Source organism: Asanoa sp. WMMD1127 (assembly GCF_029626225.1).
Classification (GTDB): domain Bacteria; phylum Actinomycetota; class Actinomycetes; order Mycobacteriales; family Micromonosporaceae; genus Asanoa.
In genome coordinates this window covers 3,148,854-3,164,872 of sequence record NZ_JARUBP010000001.1, presented here as the reverse complement: position 1 = coordinate 3,164,872, position 16,019 = coordinate 3,148,854, and the positions used below count along the sequence as shown (strand labels likewise).

Genomic DNA, 16,019 nt, shown 5'->3' with positions numbered 1-16,019 from the left:
GATCGATGTCATGTGAAGACCTCGACATTGATCGACTCAGCTGCGTTGCATCAGGTGCGCGCGCCCCGCCGGCGGCTCGTAGGCCGCCGGCCAGAACTCGGTGATCGACGTGACCAGGCCCGCCTCGTCGAGCTCGAAGAAGGTGACCGCCTCAGCCGGCTCGCCGTCGGCGGTGAAGTGACACCAGGTCGCCGCCTGCCGCCCCGCGCCCACCACCCGGTCGACCGTCAGGTGCCAGTCACCGGGATATTCCACATTGAACTGGAGGTAGCGGGTCCTGCCGCTGATGCGTTCGCGGGTCTGCGGTAGCTCGTAGACCACGTCGTCGTGCAGCAGCGCGCTGAAGGCGGACCAGTCGCGGGCCTCGGCGGCCGCCCAGTAGGCCAACGCGGCCGCGGTCGGATCGCTCATGCCGCGCTCCGGCTGAACTCCGCGACCCAGTTGGGCTCCCAGGTCTCGCCCTTGTCGACCGAGAAAGCCTGCTCCCAGCGGCACGACTCGGGCGTGATGTCGGACCAGGTGAAGCGGACCCTGATCGGCCGGCCCTCGTAGTCTTCGTCGGCGGTGAACACCCCGACGCCGGACGCGTCGAAGCGGCCCACCACCGGCGGCAGCGACAACCCCGTGCGGCTGCTGGCCCAGTAGAGCGACCACTCGTCGCGCTCCGCGTCGTAGAGCCGCATCGTCACCCCGCCGAACCCCTGCGACGGGAACGTCACCTCGTCGATGTTGCCGGCCCCGTCGAGCACGCTCCAACTGCGACTGAGGCCCTCGAACTCGTACCACTCCGTGCAGCCGGTCAGCACCTCGCGCAGCCGCCGTTGGCGCGACGTCCAGGTGCCCACGAAGAAATCGAAGTCGTTTCGCATGGCCGGGACGCTAACGCCGGCGTACGACATTTCCCGGACGGCGTAGTGTCCCGGAACATGGGCGTGCTGCGGATCCGCGGGCAAGCGTTGCCGAGTGGCGAGATGGTCGACCTCTACGCCGACGGCGACCGGTGGACCACCGACCCGGTGCCCGGCGCCGAGCTCGTGGCCGAGGGCTGGCTCCTGCCCGGCCTGGTCGACGCGCACACCCACCCGGGCACCGAGGAGCTGGGCGACCCGCTCGACGACGACGTGCTCCGGGCCCACCTGCGCCAGCACGCCGAGAGCGGCGTGACGCTGATCCGCGCGCCCGGGCTCGCCGACCACCCGCCGGCCTGGTTCGGCACCGACCCCGACCTGCCCCGGGCCGTGCACGCCGGTCCCTGGTTCGCGCAGGAGGGCCAGTTCTTCGACGCCTGGGGCCGCCGGCCGAGCCACGCCGACCTGCCCGCCCTGGCCGGGGCCCAGGCGGCCGCGACCGGCTGGGTCAAGCTGATCGGTGACTGGTTCCCCGGCGACCCGCCGTTCCCCGAGCCGGTGCTGCGCGACGTCGTCGGGGCCGTGCACCGCGCCGGCGGCCGGGTCGCGGTGCACGCGATGAACGCCGAGGGTTGTGCGGTGGCGGTCGCCGCCGGTGTCGACTCGCTCGAGCACGGCATGTGGCTCGACCCGGCGCTGCTCGCCACGATGGCGGCCCAGGGCACCGCGCTGACCCCGACCCTGGCGGTGATGACCAGTTCCCTCCAGCGCCGGCGGGACGCACCGGACACCCCGCGCAACCGGTGGTACGTCGGCGGCGCCACCCAACATCCCGGCCTCGTCGCCGCCGCCGCCGAGGCCGGGGTGACGCTGTTGGCCGGCACCGACTCGCGCCCGCACGGCCGGGTCGCCGACGAGGTCCGCGCGCTGGCGGCGGCCGGCGTGCCGGCGCACGAGGCGCTGGCCGCGGGCTCTTGGTCGGCCCGCGACTACCTGGGGCTGCCCGGCCTGGCGGAGGGCGCGCCCGCCGACGCGGTCGTCTACGCCGAGGACCCGCGCGCCGACCTCGGCCAGCTCGACAAGCCCACCGCCGTCGTCCTGCGCGGCCGCCGGGTGCGCTGACCCCGTCACATCCCACCGGCGCGATCCGTCAGGACGGTGACAGGCGTCGACGAGAATGTGACGGGTGGCGGAGATGGACTTGCTGGCGGCCAGCTTCGAGGAGAACCGGGCGCACCTGCGCGCGGTGGCCTACCGGATGCTCGGATCGGCCGCCGAGGCCGACGACGCGGTGCAGGAGACCTGGCTGCGGCTGCGGCGCACCGACACCGCCGAGGTCGACAACCTGGGCGGCTGGTTGACCACCGTGGTCGGCCGGATCTGCCTCGACATGCTGCGCAGCCGCCGGGCGCGCCGGGAGGAGCCCCTCGACGGGCCGGCCCCGGCGACCCAGCCCGATCCTGAGCAGGAGGCGCTGCTCGCCGACGCGGTCGGGCCGGCCCTGCTGGTCGTGCTGGACAGCCTCAGCCCGGCGGAGCGGCTCGCGTTCGTGCTGCACGACCTGTTCGCGGTGCCGTTCGAGGAGGTCGCGTCGATCGTGGGCCGGTCGCCCGCGGCCACCCGGCAGCTGGCCAGCCGCGCCCGCCGGCGGGTCCGCGGTCAGGAGCCGCTCGACGCCGACCAGCAACGGCAACGCACGGTCGTCACAGCCTTCCTCGCCGCGGCCCGCAACGGCGAGTTCGAGGGACTGCTGGCGCTGCTCGACCCGGGCGCGGTGGTACGCGCCGAGGGCGCGGAGCCGGTGCTCGGCGCCGACGCGGTGGCCCGCACGTTCTGCGGGCGCGCCGAGGCCGCCCGGATCGCCCTCGTCGACGGCCAGGTCGGCGCGGTGTGGGCCAAGGGCGGCCGGCCGCAGGTCGTGTTCCGCTTCACCGTTGACGCGGCCGGCCACGTCACCGCCATCGACCTCCGCGCCGACCAGGCCGAGCTCGAAGGCATGGAGATCGAATATCTCTAGTCGTCGATCGCCTGGTAGGCCAGCGTCCAGAAGTCGCGCAGGATCGGCGGCGGCGACGGTGAGAGCCAGGCCCGCTGGGTCATCAAGATGGTGATCATCTCTTCCTCGGGGTCGACCCGCCACGAGGTGCCGAGGCCGCCGTCCCAGCCGTAGCGCCCGGGCGTGTCGGCGATCGTGTGCCGCCGGGTGGTCACCTTGCCGCCGAAGCCCCACCCGGACGCCTCGAACTCGTCGGCCGCCCAGTGCGGCAGCACCTTCTGCGCGGGCGTCAGGTGGTCGGCCATCATGGTCTCCAGCGCCGGCCGCGACAGCAGGCGACGGTCGCCCGCGCGGAGCATCATCCGCCCGAACGCGAAGAAATCTTCCACAGTGGACACCAGTCCGCCGGCGCCGGAAAGGAACGGCGGTGGCACGGCCCACTCCTCCTGCGTGTCCAACGGGGTCGGCGGGTCGCCCCAGTAGCCGTGGGCCAGCCGCACGAGCGACTCGGCCGGCACGGCGAAACCGGTGTCGGACATGCGCAGCGGCGCGAACACCCGCTCCCGCAGCAGGTCCGCGTAGGACATTCCGGTCGCCCGCGACAGCAGCACGCCGAGCACATCCGAGCCCGTGTGATAGAACCACCGCTCCCCCGGCTGCGCCATCAGCGGCAGCGACCCCAGCCGCTTGAGCCACTCGTCCTGGTCGGCCATGGCGCGCGGGCGCGGCTCCGCCATGCCGATGCCGAGGTCCACGGCCGCCTTCAACACGGGGTACGCGTCGGGCGGCGCCAGCAGCTGGCCGAAGCCCCAGGTGAACGTCAGCAGATCCCGCACGGTGATCGGGCGGTACGCGGGAACGGTGTCGTGCAGGCCCGCGCCGAGGCTGCGCAGCACCCGACGGCCGGCCAGCTCGGGGAGCAGCGGGTCGACGGGGTCGTCGAGCCGGATCCGGCACTCCTCGACCAGCAGCATGGTGGCGGCCGCGGTGACCAGTTTGCTCATCGAGCTGACCCGGAAGACGGTGTCGGCACTCATCGGGCGCCCACCGTCGTACGCCGTGGTGCCGATCGTCTCGACCTGGGTCTGCCCGCGCCGGCTGACGAGCGCCACCAGCCCGGGCACGTCGCCCCGTTCGACATATCCGGTGAGCACGTCCCGCAACCGCCGCAGCCGCATCGTCGACAACATGCGCCGACGTTAGCGTGCGTACCGTTGACGGCAGGGGTGCCACGATGCCCAGAACCTGGCTGGTCACCGGAAGCTCGCGCGGCATCGGGCGGGCGATCTGCGAAGCCGTGCTCGACCACGGCGACAACGTGGTGGCGACCGCTCGCCGCCCGGCCGACCTGGACGACCTGGTCGCGCGCGATCCCACCCGGGTACGGGCGGTGCCGCTCGACGTCAGCGACCCCGCGGCGGCGGAGGACGCGGTCGGCGTGGCGGTCGAGGCGTTCGGCCGGCTCGACGTGGTAGCCAACAACGCCGGCCAGGCCAACACCGCGCCGATCGAGCACACCTCGCTCGACGAGTTCCGCCGGCAGATCGAGGCCAACCTGATGGGCGTCATCTACGTCTCGAAGGCGGCGCTGCCGGTGCTCAAAGCTCAGCGCGCCGGGCACTACCTGCAGTTCTCGTCGATCGGCGGCCGGGTGGGCGGCACGCCGGGCATCGCGCCCTACCAGGCGGCGAAGTTCGGCGTCGAGGGCTTCTCGCTCGTGCTGGGCGCCGAGCTCGCGCCGTTCGGCGTCAAGGTGACGATCGTCGAGCCGGGCGGCTTCCGCACCGACTGGGCGGGCGCCTCGATGGGGATGGACGACGGCGGACCGGAATACGCGGAAACCGTGGGCTTCATGGCCCGCTACCGCGCCGAGAGCGCCGGCCAGGCTCCCGGCGACCCCGCCCGTGCGGCGCGGGTGCTGATCGACGTCGTCGAGCTGGACGACCCACCGCAACGGCTGCCGCTCGGCTCGGACGCGTTGGGCCTCGCCGAGGAGCACAACCGGGCGCTGGCCGACGAGCTGGCCAGGTGGGCCGACGTGTCCCGCTCGACGGATTTCTGAAACGGCAGTTGCGCAAGGGACATTGCGCAATACTTCTTGCAATGCGACGCTGTCCGCATGGCAGAACGTCATGTCCGTCAGGTCACCGACTCGCGGGTGCTCGCCGCGATGTCCCATCCCCTCCGCCGCCGGCTCCTCGACGTGCTCGCGGTCTATGGCCCCCAGCCGGTCGGCGCCCTCGCCGAGCACACCGCCCAGGCGCCGGCCAACGTCAGCCACCACATGAAGGTGCTCCGCGACGCCGGCCTGGTCGAGGAGGCGCCCGACCGGGCCCGCGACCGCCGCGAGCGGTGGTGGCGGCCCGTCTCCGCCGGCCTGCGCTGGTCCGGCAAAGACTTCGCCGACGACCCCGCCGAGGCGGCCGTCCTGCACGCCGCCGAGTCGCTCAACCTCGACCGCCAGGTCGCGCTGGTCCGGGAGTGGTACGGGCAGGGCGACGACCAGCAGGCGGTCTGGGGCGAGTCGGCGTTCGCGGCCGACCGCTGGCTGCACCTCACCCCGGCGGAGCTGGCCGAGCTGAGCCGCGACGTCGTCGCGCTGCTCGACCGGTGGTCCGCCCGCGAGGCGCCGGCGACCGACCCCGACCGCCGCCCGGTCTTCGTGTTCGCGCACGGCGTGCCGGCCACGCCATGACCGTCACCCACCGCACGACCGCGGCCCTCGACCACCCGCCGGCCGACGAGCGCACGACGGCCGGGCGCGACTTCCGCCTGTTCTGGCTCGGCCAGACGACCTCCAAGCTGGGCAGCAGCGTCAGCTCGGTCGCCCTCCCGCTGGTGGCCGTGGCCACCCTGCAGGCCAGCACGTTCCAGGTCGCCCTGCTGGCCGCCTTCTCCTGGCTGCCCTGGCTGCTGATCGGCCTGCCGGCCGGGGCCTGGGTCGACCGCCTCCCCCGCCGTCCCCTGATGATCGTCTGTGACCTGCTCTGCCTCGCCGTGTTCGTCAGCGTCCCGCTGGCCTGGTGGCTCGGCACGCTGACGCTCACCCACCTGTTCGTCGCGGCCCTGGTCACCGGCGCCGCCGGCGTCTTCCTGCAAACGGCCTACCAGGTCTTCCTGCCGTCCCTGCTGGCGCCGCGCGAGCTGCCCGGCGGCAACGCCCGGCTCCAGAGCAGCGAGTCGGCCGCCCACGTCGCGGGCCCGGGCGTGGCCGGTATCGTCACGCAGCTCGCGGGCGCGGTCGCCGGCCTGCTCGTCGACGCGGTCACCTTCCTGGTCTCGGCGCTGTGCCTGTGGCGCATCCGCACTCCCGAGAAGCTCCATCGTGGACAGCGCCGCCCGCTGCGGGCCGAGGTCGCCGAAGGGCTGCGGTTCGTCGCCCGCGACCCGTACCTGCGGGTCATGACCCTCAACGGCGCCGCCGCCAACCTCGCGCTGATCGGCTACCAGGCGGTGCTCGTGGTCTTCCTGATCCGTGAGGTCGGCGTCGCGCCCGGCGTCGTCGGCGGGCTCGTCGCGGCGACCAGCCTGGGTGGCGTGCTCGGCGCGGCCGGCGGCAGCGCGCTCGGCCGCCGGCTCGGCACCGCCCGCGCCCTGCTCCTCTGCGCGCTCGTCACTCCGCCGTTCGGGTTGCTGCTGCCGCTGGCCGCGCCCGGTCCGCGGCTCGCGCTGGGAATCGCCGGGGTCGCCGTGCTGGTGGCCGGTGTCAGCGCGGGCAACGTCATCAAGGGCAGCTTCCGCCAGGCGTACGTGCCGCATCAGTTGCTCGGTCGGGTGACGGTGAGCATGCAGCTGCTCAACTACGGGACGATCCCGCTCGGCGCGGTGATCGCGGGCGCGCTCGGCGCCACCCTCGGCCCGCGCCCGACCATCTGGCTCACCATGGCGGCGGTCGTCGTCGCGGGCCTGATCCTCCTGTGTGGACCGATCCGGACGGTTCGCGACCTGCCCGCTCACCCGGCAGGATAGGGCGGTGACCCGGTGGGACGAGATGATCGGCAATCTGGTCGGGGTGCTGCCGCCGGCTCCGGCCACCGTGGTGGTCGACGGCGCCGACGCGCACAACGCCGCGGTGACCGACCGGCTGACGGCGGCGGTCGGCCCGCGGGTGACCGCCGGCCCGCACTGGCGCGCGACCCGCCCGGACGTGCTGGTCTGGCTGCGGGTGGGGAGGCGCTCGGCCGACAGCGCGGAGCAGCAGGCCGACGTGGTGATCGACCTGCACGACCCGGAGTGGCCGGTGATCCGGCACGTCGACGCCCGGCTGGCCGACCGCACGCGGTGGTACCTGCCGGAGAGCCGCGCCTTCTTCGCCGTCCGGGCGGCCACCTGGGACACGCGGTTCGGCGACGACCTCCCGGCGTACGCGGCCGCGGTGGCCGAGGCCGGTTTGCCGACCGGTGGGACGGCGGTCGACGTCGGCTGCGGCACCGGCCGCGCGCTGCCCGCGTTGCGCGCCGCGGTCGGGCCGACCGGGCACGTGCTCGGCGTCGACCTCACGCCCGAGATGCTGGCGGTGGCGGCTGAGCGATCGGGTCCCGGCCGCGCCGCCCTCGTGCTGGGCGACGCCCGCCGCCTGCCGCTGCGCGCGGCCACGGCCGACGCCGTCTTCGCGGCCGGGCTGGTCGCCCACCTCCCGGACCCGACCGAGGGCCTGCGGGAGCTGGCCCGCATCACCCGACCCGGCGGCCGTCTGGTGATCTTCCATCCGTCGGGCCGGGTCGCGCTGGCCACCCGGCACGGCCGCACGGTGCGCCCAGACGAGCCCCTCTCCGAGGGCCCGCTGACGGCTGGCACCGCTGCCGCGGGCTGGCGGCTGGACCGTTACGACGACGCCCCGCACCGGTTCCTGGCGCTGGCCACCAGGGTCTGACTCACCCGAGCCACTTGCGGAGCTTGCGGCGGCGGGCTGCGCGCTGTGCGGCGGGGAGGTCGCGCACCAGCGCCCGCCCGTGGGCCACCTGCTCGGCATAGAGCATGCCGTAGGTGAACGTGTTGGCCCTACGGCCGTACGCCCGCACGCCCTGGTCCTTGAGCACCTGCCGGGTGATCACCGAGTCCTGGTGGTCGCCGAGCAGGTCCTGGAGGCCCTTGAGGCCGCGGACGAGCCGCTTGGCCCGCTTGTCACCCGCGAGCTTGCGCACCTCCACCGCGTACCGGCCGCGCTTGTATGCCTTGCGCGCCTCGTGCAGCGCCGGGTCGTCGTCGCTGGCACCCTTCTCGGCCTGCCGCTCGAGCGCCGTGTCGAGCAGGCCGTCGGCCCGTCGCACCGCCCGGTGGATCCGGCGGTCGACCCAGCGGCGCCGAACGTCCACGGCGGGCGTGACCTCGACCAGCTGGTCCAACATGGACAGCAGCTCGACGTAGCGCCGGGAGCTGAGCGCCCGGCGGAGGCGGGTCAGCGCGGCGGCCTCCTCGGCGGCGAAGTGCTGCGCGAGGTCGGCGGCGACCGGGCCGAGCACCAGCTCATCGGGTGCCCGGCGCACCGCCTTGGCCAGCCGGGGCCCCATCACCTGGGCGTCGCGCACGCCGCCGAGCTGCTCGCCCAGCCACTTCAGCTCGGCCCGCACGGCGTCGACGCGTTCGCGGTCCCAGAGCTTGCGGAAGGTACGGAAGGTGCTGCGCAGCCGGCGCACGGCGACCCGCATGTCGTGCACGCCGTCGACGTCGCCGTCGCGCGCGGCGGGGTCGTGCGCCACCAGGTCGTCGCGGGTCGCGGCGGCGTAGGCCAGCACCGGGGTCGCGGGGCCGGCGTCGATCTCGGTCAGCTCGCGCAGCCGCTCGTCCAGCACTCGGCGGATCTTCGCGGGCGAGCCCGCGCTGGCCCCAGCCGCGCGCAACCGCTGCTCGACACCGTCGAGCAGCTTCTCGTCGCCGTCGACCAGCTCGACCTCGACCTCGTGCCAGGCGATCCGGCGGCCCTCCACCAGGTCGTGCCCGACCACGGTGTCGTCGGCCAGCGTGGCCAGCACGGCACCGTCACCGCCGAGCAGCCGCCACTCGCGGCGGCGGGTCTCGATGCGCGCCACCGGCTCCACCGGGGCGCCCCGGGCCGCGGCCTTGACGAGCTGCATCAGGTCGCGGGGCGGAGTCGTGCCGGAGGTGAGGGCGCGCTGGTGCTCGGTGCGGGCCCCGCCCGCGGCGCCGACCTTGAGGTGCCAGCCGGCGTCGGCCCCACCCGTGCGGCGCCGCAGGGCCAGGGCGGCCCGCACCAGCCGCAGCTCGGGCGTGTCGTAGTAGGTCGCATCGAGGGTGGTCACGGTCGGCTCGTCCACCGCCGCGACGCCGTCACCGACCAGGTCCGGCAGCCGGAAGTCGGCCGGGCTCTCGTATTTCCGCTCGCGCTCCAGCACCGTCCGCATACATCAGTCCTACCCCGCTCCAGGGGCGATATGCGGCCTCAGACCGGTGCGGCGGTGGTCACCTGAGCGCGGGGCAGGCCCGCGACCAGGAGTTCCTCGGCCACCTCGGGCGCGGCGTCGCGGACGGTCATCGCGACCCCGCTGTCGCTGGCCACGTCGGCGCTGGCGACCACCGCGCCGATGCCCTCCGGCTCGATGTGGCCGGCATCGCGCAGATCGATGACGAGCCGCACCGGACCGGTGTGGCGGATCGCACGCACTAGTGCCGCCCGCAGCTCGGCTGCGGCGGTGGAGCCCACGTCGCCGCGCACCTCGATGACGACGACACCTAGATTGTCGCGCTCCGTGACGAGCACCGTACCCACGGGGATACCTCCGGGTCGGCCCGCTGTTTCGGCACCTTCACGGTATCCGTGCCGGCAACGTTGCACCACCCGCCGGTTCGCCAGGCGTTCAGCCGGTCGACCCTGTTGCGCCAACGTGGCGGCCAGACCGCCGAAGATCACGGCCGGCGTGACCTTGGTGTCGTCGACCAGCCCGCTGGAGATCGGTGCAGACGGAAGCGTCCGCCGGGGACCCGGCGGACGCTCCACTGTGGTGCGATGGTCAGGGCTGCAGCCACCACGGGCTGGAGTACGCGACGCCGAAGTCGTTGCAGGGGTGGTTGGCCGGGCCCGGTGACGGGTTGGGCTGGGTCGGGTCCGAGACCCGCAGCACCACCCAGTTGCCGTCGGCCACGTTGAGCGGCACGGTGAACGTGGCGACCGCGCCGGCGGTCGTCTCGATCACGTCGACCACCCGCGGCGCCCGGCTGTCGGGCCGCAGCACCTGGATGTGCAGCGGCTTGCCGACCCACTCGGCGCCCCGGTCGAGGTCGACCTGGAACTGCACCGCGCCCGAGGTGATGCCGAGCACGCCGCCCATCCGGACACCGCCGGCGGTGGCGTCGAGGCGGAAGCCGCTCACCCGCGTGGCGAAGAACCGGCGGGCCCGCATGGCCGCCAGCACCTCGTTGCGGGTGTTGCCGGTGACCCAGAGGCCGGCCCGGCCCAGCCCTTCCTGGAAGCCCCAGTTGGTCCCGTGCTCGTCGGTCACGCCGATGAGACCCGTGCGCCAGCCGGCGTTGAGGCAGGCGACCAGCGGCGACGAACCGGTATCGGACCACCCGTCGAACAGGTAGTCGTCGCCCCGGTTGAAGATCTCCATGCTGACCATCTGCTCGCGGGCGCCGCTGTTGAAGCTGAAGTTGTCGAACCGCAGGATCTCGCGGCCCGGGTGGTTGAAGCCGGCGACGCCGCCGGACCCGGTCAGCCACGAGAAGAAGCGGCCCATGTTGCTGGCGCCGCCCAGGTCGACGTAGTTGTTGCTGAACCAGACGTTGGCGTGGCCCAGCAGCGGGTGGCTCCACTCGAAGCCGCGGATGGCGGTGTAGGCGCCCGGGGTGTTGGCGGCGTCGGCGAGCGCCCCGGCCCGGTTCCACTCCGACCGGCTGAGCCCTTCGATCGCGAAGAGCGTGGTGTGGTCGGTGAGGGCGGCGACGTCGAGGCCGGCGTCGCGCATCGAGCCGAAGACGAGGTCGGGGTTGCCGTCGCCGTCGGACATCAGCGTGTGGTTGTGCATGTCGCCGTGCACCAGGGTCGTGCCCGTGGTGATCCGGGACGCGCGGTCCGCGCCGGCGGCGAGGCCGGGCGCGACCTGGACGCGGGCCGCCTGCGCGGTGCCCGGCGTCGCGGTCAGCAGGAGGAGGCCGCCGGCGCCGGCGCCGGCGAGCAGGCCGCGCCGGCTGAGGCCGTGGCCGTGGTCATGGCTGTGGGTGTGGGTGTGGTCATGTCCGCTCACGGAAGTCAGTCGACCCGATCCCCGCCAACATGTCGATACGTATAGATAGATTGATGGGAAACTCCGGCTACATCGCGGCGCGCGCCAGCAGCACGTCCCGCTCCGCGGCGTTGCGCGCCAGCTCCGCCGCGCGGGCGAACTCGGCCCGGGCCTCCGCCTCGCGGCCCAGCCGGCGCAGAAGGTCACCGCGGACGGCCGGCAGCAGGTGATAGTCGCGCAGCGAGTCGGCCAGCCCGTCGACGATCGCGAGCCCGCGCTCGGGGCCGTACGCCATGGCCACCGCCACGGCCCGGTTCAGCTCGACCACCGGGGTCGGCGTGCGCCGCACGAGCAGCTCGTAGAGCCCGGCGATGCCGACCCAGTCGGTGTCGCCGGCTTCCGCCGCCCGCGCGTGGTTCGCCGCGATCGCGGCCTGCAGCACGTACGGGCCGGGTGGTCCGCCGGCCTCCTGCGCCCGCAGCAGGGCCGCGAACCCGCTGCGGATCAGCTCCTGGTCCCAGGCCCCGCGATCCTGCTCGAGCAGCGGGACGGGTTGGCCGTCCGGGCCCAGCCGGGCCGCCATCCGGGACGCGTGCAGCTCCATCAGCGCGACCAGGCCGTGCGCTTCGGGCTCCGTCGGCGCCAGGCCGGCCAGCATCCGGCCGAGCCGGACGGCCTCGTGCGCCAGGGCCGGGCGCATCCAGTCGTCGCCCGCCGTCGCGGCGTACCCCTCGTTGAAGATCAGGTAAATGGTTTCGAGGACCGCGGCGAGGCGCTCCGCCCGATCGGCCGGCGGCGGCACCTCGAAGGGGATCTTCCGGTCGCCGATGGTCCGCTTGGCCCGGGAGATCCGCTGCCCGATCGTCGGCTCGGGCACCAGGAACGCGCGCGCGATCTCACCCGTCGTCAGGCCGCCGATCATCCGGAGGGTGAGCGCCACGCTCGACTCGCGGGACAGCACCGGGTGGCAGGCGATGAAGATCAGGCGGAGCACGTCGTCGTCGATGCCCGCGCCGTCGTCGAGCACCGCCGCGAACTCGTCGGGGCCGGTCTCCCGCTGCGCGGCCCGGCCCAGCTCGGCCAGGTTGGCGCGGAGCCGGTCGTCGCGCCGCAGCCGGTCGATCGCCCGGTGCTTGGCGGTCAGCATCAGCCAACCGCCCGGGTTGGCCGGCACACCCTTGACCGGCCACTCCTCCAGCGCGGCGAGCAACGCGTCCTGGGCCAGGTCCTCGGCCAGCCCGACGTCGCGGACCAGCCGGTGCAGGGCCGCCACGATTCGCGCCGACTCCTGCTTCCAGACCGCCTCGACGGTGGACCGCGGGTCCATTACTCCGGACCGAACACCTGGCGCAGGTCGCCCTCGCCGTCGCCGGTGATCCCGAAGAACCGGCGGCTGAGCTCGATCGCCTCGTCCTTGCTGGCCACGTCGACCAGGGCGAAGCTGATGATCGTCTCCTTGGTCTCGGGGTAGGGGCCGTCGACCACGGTCACCTTGCCGTCCCGGGCCGAGACGTGGGTGCCGTCCATCGCCAGCCCGCCGGTGGCGACCAGCACGCCGGCCTGGGCGAGCTCGTCGACGAACCGGCCCATCTCGGCGTAGAGCTGCTGGTCGGGCGGGCGCACGGGGGCGTTGAGGGTCATCAGAAAGCGCACCCGAGAAATCTAGCGGGTCCGTGTCGAAAACCGCCGCCGCCGATCGCGGAACAGGTGTCGGGCGGAACTCGCCGCCCCCTGGAGTTGTCGGGAGCAACCAATGCGCACGATCACGGTGGGTCAGTTCGTCTCGCTGGACGGTGTCGTCGAGGCGCCGGAGAAATGGCACATGTCGTACGTCGACGAGGAGATGATGACCGCGATGTGGTCCGAGCCGGCCGACACGATGCTGCTGGGCCGGGTCACCTACGAGACCTTCGCCGGGGCGTTCGCGCACCTGACCGACGACGACCCGCTCGGCGCGCGGATGAACCAACCCGAGAAGCTCGTGGTGTCCCGCTCGCTGTCATCGCTCGCCTGGCGCAACTCGCGCCTGCTGCCGGCGGGTGACGTGGCGGAGCGGGTCGCGGAGCTGAAAGCCGCGCCGGGCGGCCCGATCTCGGTGGTCGGCAGCATCTCGGTGGTCCGGCTGCTGCTCCGCGCCGGACTGGTCGACCGACTCAGCCTGTTCGTCCACCCGCTGGTGGTCGGCGGCGGCCAGCGGCTGTTCGAGGACGAGGGGCCGCGGGTCCAGTTGACGCTGGAGAAATGCGACGTGTTCCGGTCCGGCGTCACCCACCACCGGTACGCGGTTGGCTAGAGTCCGGGGCCGATGCGTGCCCTGCTGGCCGACCGGCCGTTCGCCCTCCTGTTCACCGCCCGCACGATCTCGGTGCTGGGCACCGGCTTCGGCCGGGTGGCGCTGGCCTTCGCGGTGCTGGCGCTGCCCGGCTCGTCGCCGGTCACGCTCTCGGTCGTGCTGGCCTGCCAGGCCCTCCCCCAGCTGGTGCTGATCCTGGCCGGCGGCGTCATCGGCGACCGGTTCCCCCGGCGCCGGGTGCTGCTCGCCGCGGAGCTGTTCGCGGGCGTCGCCTGGACCGGCCTGACGCTGATGTTCCTGACCGGCCACGCGCCGCTCGTGGCCGTCGGCGTCTTCGCGGCGCTGGCCGGGGTCGCGAGCGCCGTCTTCCTCCCGGCGTACGACGGGATCTTGCCGGACCTGGTGCCGCCGGAGCGCCGGCAGTCCGCCAACGGCCTCCTCCGGATCGGTTTCAACCTCGGCCTGATCCTGGGCCTGGCGCTGGCGGGCACCACGGTGGCGCTGGTCGGCGCCGGCTGGGCGGTCGCGCTCAACGCGGCGTCGTTCTTCGCCTCGGCATTGCTGATCGCCGTGATGCCGCGGGTGCCGGCGGTCGCCCGGGTGCCCGCCTCGGTCTGGTCGGAGCTGCGCCGCGGCTGGCGGGAGTTCGCGTCGCGGCAGTGGCTGTGGGCGGTGGTCGGGCAGTACGCGTTCGTGGTCGCGGCGATCAACGCGTACGTCGGCGTCTTCGGTCCGCTCCTGTCCGTGGACCGGCTCGGCGGCGCGCCCGCCTGGTCGGCCATCACGGCGGCCCAGGCGGCCGGCACCTTTCTTGGCGTCGGCATCGCGGTCCGCGTCCACCCGCGCCGGCCGATCCTGGTGGCCGCCCTGGTGACCGCGACCGCGGCGCTGCCGATGGTGCTCCTCGCGGTCGCGGCACCGCTGCTCGTGGTGGTCACGGCGGCCTTCCTCGCGGGCGTCGCGGGCGACGTGTTCGGGGTGCTCTGGTCGACCACGCTGCAGCGCGAGGTGCCGGCCGAGGCGCTGTCCCGGGTCAGCTCGTGGGACCTGCTCGGGTCGCTCTCGTTCGCGCCGCTCGGCCTGCTGGTCGCCGGCCCGATCGCCGGTGCGACCGGCACGCCCGCCGCCCTCCTGGGCTGCGCCGCCCTGGTCGTGCTGGCCACCGCCGGCGCCCTGCTCGCCCCGGAGGTCCGCCGCCTGCGCGCGCCGGCCCGCATACCCGCCCAACGCGACGCCACCGCACCGGCCAACGTGGGCTAGCTATCGTGGCGCGATGCCGCGCCTCGTGCTCTCCGGGCCGGATCTGGGCCGGATCCGGTTCGCCGTCCTGCCGTTCCAGGAGACGTTGAAGGCCGCCCGCGGTCTGGGACTGCGGCAGGCACCGCCCGGGGCTGGCCGCGTGGCGGCACGCGGCACGGCGGGTCCTGCCCGCGGCCGCCGCTCCCGCGCTCGCGCTGTGCGGGGCTCATCCGCGCCACATGCCCGATTTCCTGACGCCTGAGCCGCCCCGCGTCGCGCGCACCTTCGCCGAGGAGCTCGCGGCCGCGCTCGACGATCCGGGAGCGCCGGTGGTGGCCGACACGGTCGCGTTCGGCGCCGTCCTGCGTACCCGCGTGCGGGTGGTCGACGACCTGGTGGCGCATCCGGACCGCGGACGGCGCACGCTCGCTACGTCGTTCGCGGCCCTGCACCGGGCCCTGCTGGCCGAGGACTGGCCACGGTTGCACGCGCAGCTCGCGGCCGACGTGGCGCATCGGGCGCGGCTGGCCGCCCGGCACGGTGTCGAGACGATGCTGGCGACGCTGAACCCCGACCTGGTGCGCTGGCACCACCCCTTCCTGGAGTACGCGGGCCCGCCCGAGCCCGACTACCCGCTGCACGGGCGCGGGCTGGTGCTCGTGCCGAGCATGTTCCTCACCGACGGCGTCCATCGGCAGCTCAACGACCGGCAACAGCCGATGCTCTTCTACCCGGCCCGCACCGCCGGCGCGTTCTGGCGGAACCCGGGCGACCCCGGCGGGCGCCTGGCCGACCCGATCGGCGCACGGCGGGCCGCGGTGCTGCGGACCATCGCGACCCGGCCGGGCTGTGGCACCGGCGACCTGGCCGCGGCGCTGGGCGTCGCCCCCTCGACCGCCTCGGCGCAGGTCGCCCACCTCCGCCGCGCCGGTCTGGTGGTGACGGTCCGCGAGGCCCGCCGCGCGCGGCACGAGCCCAGCCCCCTCGGCTGGCAGCTGCTGGAAACGTTCATCGCCTAGTCGACCGCGACGGCCTCGATCTCCAGGAGCCATTCGGGCGCGTAGATGTCCGTGATGATGATGGTGATCGCCGGTCGATGGTCGCCGAGCACCTCGTGGCGGATGCGGCCGTTCTCCTCGCGGTAGGCCCGGTCGGACAGGTAGGTCGTCACCTGGGCGAGGTTCGGCACGCCCATGCCGGCCTCGGCCAGGACGGCCAGGACGTTGCGCCAGGTGAGCCGGCACTGGTCGGCGAAGTCCGGCGGGACGACACCCTGCTCGGCCCAGGGCACCTGACCGCTGACGAAGACCGTGCGGCGGGCGCCGGTGACGACGGTGCCGTGGGTGTAGGCGCCGGTCCGCTCGGGCAGGATCGCGGGGTTGAGCTGTTCGATCGCGTAGGTCATGGCGGCCGACGCTAGGCGGGCGGCCGGGGCGGGCGCGAACGTTTCGGCGTATCACCGA

General features: G+C 74.0%; 18 protein-coding genes. 9 read left to right on the top strand and 9 right to left on the bottom strand.

The features are described 5' to 3' along the window. Positions 1-36 precede the first annotated feature (36 nt). Together O7635_RS15145 and O7635_RS15140 are read right to left on the bottom strand one after the other, a co-directional pair. The gene (locus tag O7635_RS15145) at positions 37-411 is read right to left on the bottom strand and encodes a nuclear transport factor 2 family protein (protein ID WP_278081061.1); all 375 of its coding nucleotides are present in this window, start codon (positions 409-411) and stop codon (positions 37-39) included. Further along, positions 408-869 carry a hypothetical protein gene (locus tag O7635_RS15140; RefSeq protein ID WP_278081060.1) on the bottom strand — a complete coding sequence of 154 codons (462 nt, stop codon included), beginning with the start codon at positions 867-869 and terminating at the stop codon, positions 408-410. Before O7635_RS15140 ends, O7635_RS15145 begins: the two co-directional genes overlap by 4 nt. Positions 870-926: 57 nt before the next feature. Between O7635_RS15140 and O7635_RS15135 the strand changes: the two genes are divergently transcribed. Further along, a complete protein-coding gene (locus O7635_RS15135) occupies positions 927-1,970 on the top strand; it encodes an amidohydrolase family protein (RefSeq protein WP_278081059.1) in 1,044 nt (347 codons plus the stop codon). Between the two features lie 73 nt (positions 1,971-2,043). Beyond that, positions 2,044-2,865 carry a sigma-70 family RNA polymerase sigma factor gene (locus tag O7635_RS15130; RefSeq protein ID WP_278085485.1) on the top strand — a complete coding sequence of 274 codons (822 nt, stop codon included), beginning with the start codon at positions 2,044-2,046 and terminating at the stop codon, positions 2,863-2,865. Here O7635_RS15130 and O7635_RS15125 read toward each other — a convergent pair. Next, a complete protein-coding gene (locus tag O7635_RS15125) occupies positions 2,862-4,034 on the bottom strand; it encodes a serine hydrolase domain-containing protein (RefSeq protein WP_278081058.1) in 1,173 nt (390 codons plus the stop codon). The genes O7635_RS15130 and O7635_RS15125 overlap by 4 nt on opposite strands. Before the next feature lie 44 nt (positions 4,035-4,078). Between O7635_RS15125 and O7635_RS15120 the strand changes: the two genes are divergently transcribed. From O7635_RS15120 to O7635_RS15105, 4 genes are read left to right on the top strand one after another with little or no spacing between them, the layout of a single operon-like run. Continuing rightward, positions 4,079-4,906 (top strand): SDR family NAD(P)-dependent oxidoreductase, encoded by an 828-nt coding sequence (locus O7635_RS15120; protein ID WP_278081057.1) that lies wholly within the window; start codon positions 4,079-4,081, stop codon positions 4,904-4,906. Positions 4,907-4,963: 57 nt separating this feature from the next. Then, the gene (locus O7635_RS15115; RefSeq protein WP_278081056.1) at positions 4,964-5,539 is read left to right on the top strand and encodes a metalloregulator ArsR/SmtB family transcription factor; all 576 of its coding nucleotides are present in this window, start codon (positions 4,964-4,966) and stop codon (positions 5,537-5,539) included. Next, a complete protein-coding gene (locus O7635_RS15110; protein ID WP_278081055.1) occupies positions 5,536-6,813 on the top strand; it encodes an MFS transporter in 1,278 nt (425 codons plus the stop codon). The genes O7635_RS15115 and O7635_RS15110 overlap by 4 nt, the downstream gene beginning before the upstream one ends. A 4-nt stretch (positions 6,814-6,817) precedes the next feature. Beyond that, complete coding sequence (locus O7635_RS15105; protein WP_278081054.1) at positions 6,818-7,717, top strand: methyltransferase domain-containing protein; 900 nt, start codon at positions 6,818-6,820, stop codon at positions 7,715-7,717. Position 7,718: 1 nt separating this feature from the next. Here the strand turns inward: O7635_RS15105 and O7635_RS15100 are convergent, their stop codons facing one another. From O7635_RS15100 to O7635_RS15080, 5 genes are all read right to left on the bottom strand, one after another. Continuing rightward, entirely contained in the window at positions 7,719-9,206 is a 1,488-nt protein-coding gene (locus O7635_RS15100; RefSeq protein WP_278081053.1) for a CYTH and CHAD domain-containing protein, read from the bottom strand. Between the two features lie 38 nt (positions 9,207-9,244). Further along, a complete protein-coding gene (locus O7635_RS15095) occupies positions 9,245-9,571 on the bottom strand; it encodes an STAS domain-containing protein (RefSeq protein WP_278081052.1) in 327 nt (108 codons plus the stop codon). Between the two features lie 241 nt (positions 9,572-9,812). Next, positions 9,813-11,045 (bottom strand): CehA/McbA family metallohydrolase, encoded by a 1,233-nt coding sequence (locus O7635_RS15090; RefSeq protein ID WP_278081051.1) that lies wholly within the window; start codon positions 11,043-11,045, stop codon positions 9,813-9,815. Between the two features lie 67 nt (positions 11,046-11,112). Then, on the bottom strand, positions 11,113-12,351 hold the full coding sequence (locus O7635_RS15085) for a DUF6596 domain-containing protein (protein WP_278081050.1): 1,239 nt from the start codon (positions 12,349-12,351) through the stop codon (positions 11,113-11,115). After that, positions 12,351-12,677, bottom strand: a complete 327-nt coding sequence (locus O7635_RS15080; protein ID WP_278081049.1) for a YciI family protein — start codon at positions 12,675-12,677, stop codon at positions 12,351-12,353. The genes O7635_RS15085 and O7635_RS15080 overlap by 1 nt, the downstream gene beginning before the upstream one ends. 100 nt (positions 12,678-12,777) lie before the next feature. Between O7635_RS15080 and O7635_RS15075 the strand changes: the two genes are divergently transcribed. The 3 genes from O7635_RS15075 to O7635_RS15065 all read left to right on the top strand — a co-directional run bounded on the left by O7635_RS15075 (position 12,778) and on the right by O7635_RS15065 (position 15,575). Then, positions 12,778-13,317, top strand: a complete 540-nt coding sequence (locus O7635_RS15075; RefSeq protein ID WP_278081048.1) for a dihydrofolate reductase family protein — start codon at positions 12,778-12,780, stop codon at positions 13,315-13,317. 12 nt (positions 13,318-13,329) lie between these two features. Beyond that, a complete protein-coding gene (locus O7635_RS15070) occupies positions 13,330-14,577 on the top strand; it encodes an MFS transporter (RefSeq protein ID WP_278081047.1) in 1,248 nt (415 codons plus the stop codon). Positions 14,578-14,795: 218 nt separating this feature from the next. Further along, on the top strand, positions 14,796-15,575 hold the full coding sequence (locus tag O7635_RS15065; protein ID WP_278081046.1) for a DUF5937 family protein: 780 nt from the start codon (positions 14,796-14,798) through the stop codon (positions 15,573-15,575). Here the strand turns inward: O7635_RS15065 and O7635_RS15060 are convergent. Then, positions 15,572-15,961: a RidA family protein gene (locus O7635_RS15060; RefSeq protein ID WP_278081045.1), complete on the bottom strand. Its 390-nt coding sequence runs from the start codon at positions 15,959-15,961 to the stop codon at positions 15,572-15,574. The genes O7635_RS15065 and O7635_RS15060 overlap by 4 nt on opposite strands. Positions 15,962-16,019 lie beyond the last annotated feature (58 nt).

Excerpts from the sequence above, each read along its gene's own strand:
- O7635_RS15145 (WP_278081061.1), bottom strand. The coding sequence starts at position 411 with ATGAGCGATCCGACCGCGGCCGCGTTGGCCTACTGGGCGGCCGCCGAG.
- O7635_RS15140 (WP_278081060.1), bottom strand. The coding sequence starts at position 869 with ATGCGAAACGACTTCGATTTCTTCGTGGGCACCTGGACGTCGCGCCAA.
- O7635_RS15135 (WP_278081059.1), top strand. The coding sequence starts at position 927 with ATGGGCGTGCTGCGGATCCGCGGGCAAGCGTTGCCGAGTGGCGAGATG.
- O7635_RS15130 (WP_278085485.1), top strand. The coding sequence starts at position 2,044 with ATGGACTTGCTGGCGGCCAGCTTCGAGGAGAACCGGGCGCACCTGCGC.
- O7635_RS15125 (WP_278081058.1), bottom strand. The coding sequence starts at position 4,034 with ATGTTGTCGACGATGCGGCTGCGGCGGTTGCGGGACGTGCTCACCGGA.
- O7635_RS15120 (WP_278081057.1), top strand. The coding sequence starts at position 4,079 with ATGCCCAGAACCTGGCTGGTCACCGGAAGCTCGCGCGGCATCGGGCGG.
- O7635_RS15115 (WP_278081056.1), top strand. The coding sequence starts at position 4,964 with ATGGCAGAACGTCATGTCCGTCAGGTCACCGACTCGCGGGTGCTCGCC.
- O7635_RS15110 (WP_278081055.1), top strand. The coding sequence starts at position 5,536 with ATGACCGTCACCCACCGCACGACCGCGGCCCTCGACCACCCGCCGGCC.
- O7635_RS15100 (WP_278081053.1), bottom strand. The coding sequence starts at position 9,206 with ATGCGGACGGTGCTGGAGCGCGAGCGGAAATACGAGAGCCCGGCCGAC.
- O7635_RS15085 (WP_278081050.1), bottom strand. The coding sequence starts at position 12,351 with ATGGACCCGCGGTCCACCGTCGAGGCGGTCTGGAAGCAGGAGTCGGCG.
- O7635_RS15075 (WP_278081048.1), top strand. The coding sequence starts at position 12,778 with ATGCGCACGATCACGGTGGGTCAGTTCGTCTCGCTGGACGGTGTCGTC.
- O7635_RS15070 (WP_278081047.1), top strand. The coding sequence starts at position 13,330 with ATGCGTGCCCTGCTGGCCGACCGGCCGTTCGCCCTCCTGTTCACCGCC.
- O7635_RS15065 (WP_278081046.1), top strand. The coding sequence starts at position 14,796 with ATGCCCGATTTCCTGACGCCTGAGCCGCCCCGCGTCGCGCGCACCTTC.
- O7635_RS15060 (WP_278081045.1), bottom strand. The coding sequence starts at position 15,961 with ATGACCTACGCGATCGAACAGCTCAACCCCGCGATCCTGCCCGAGCGG.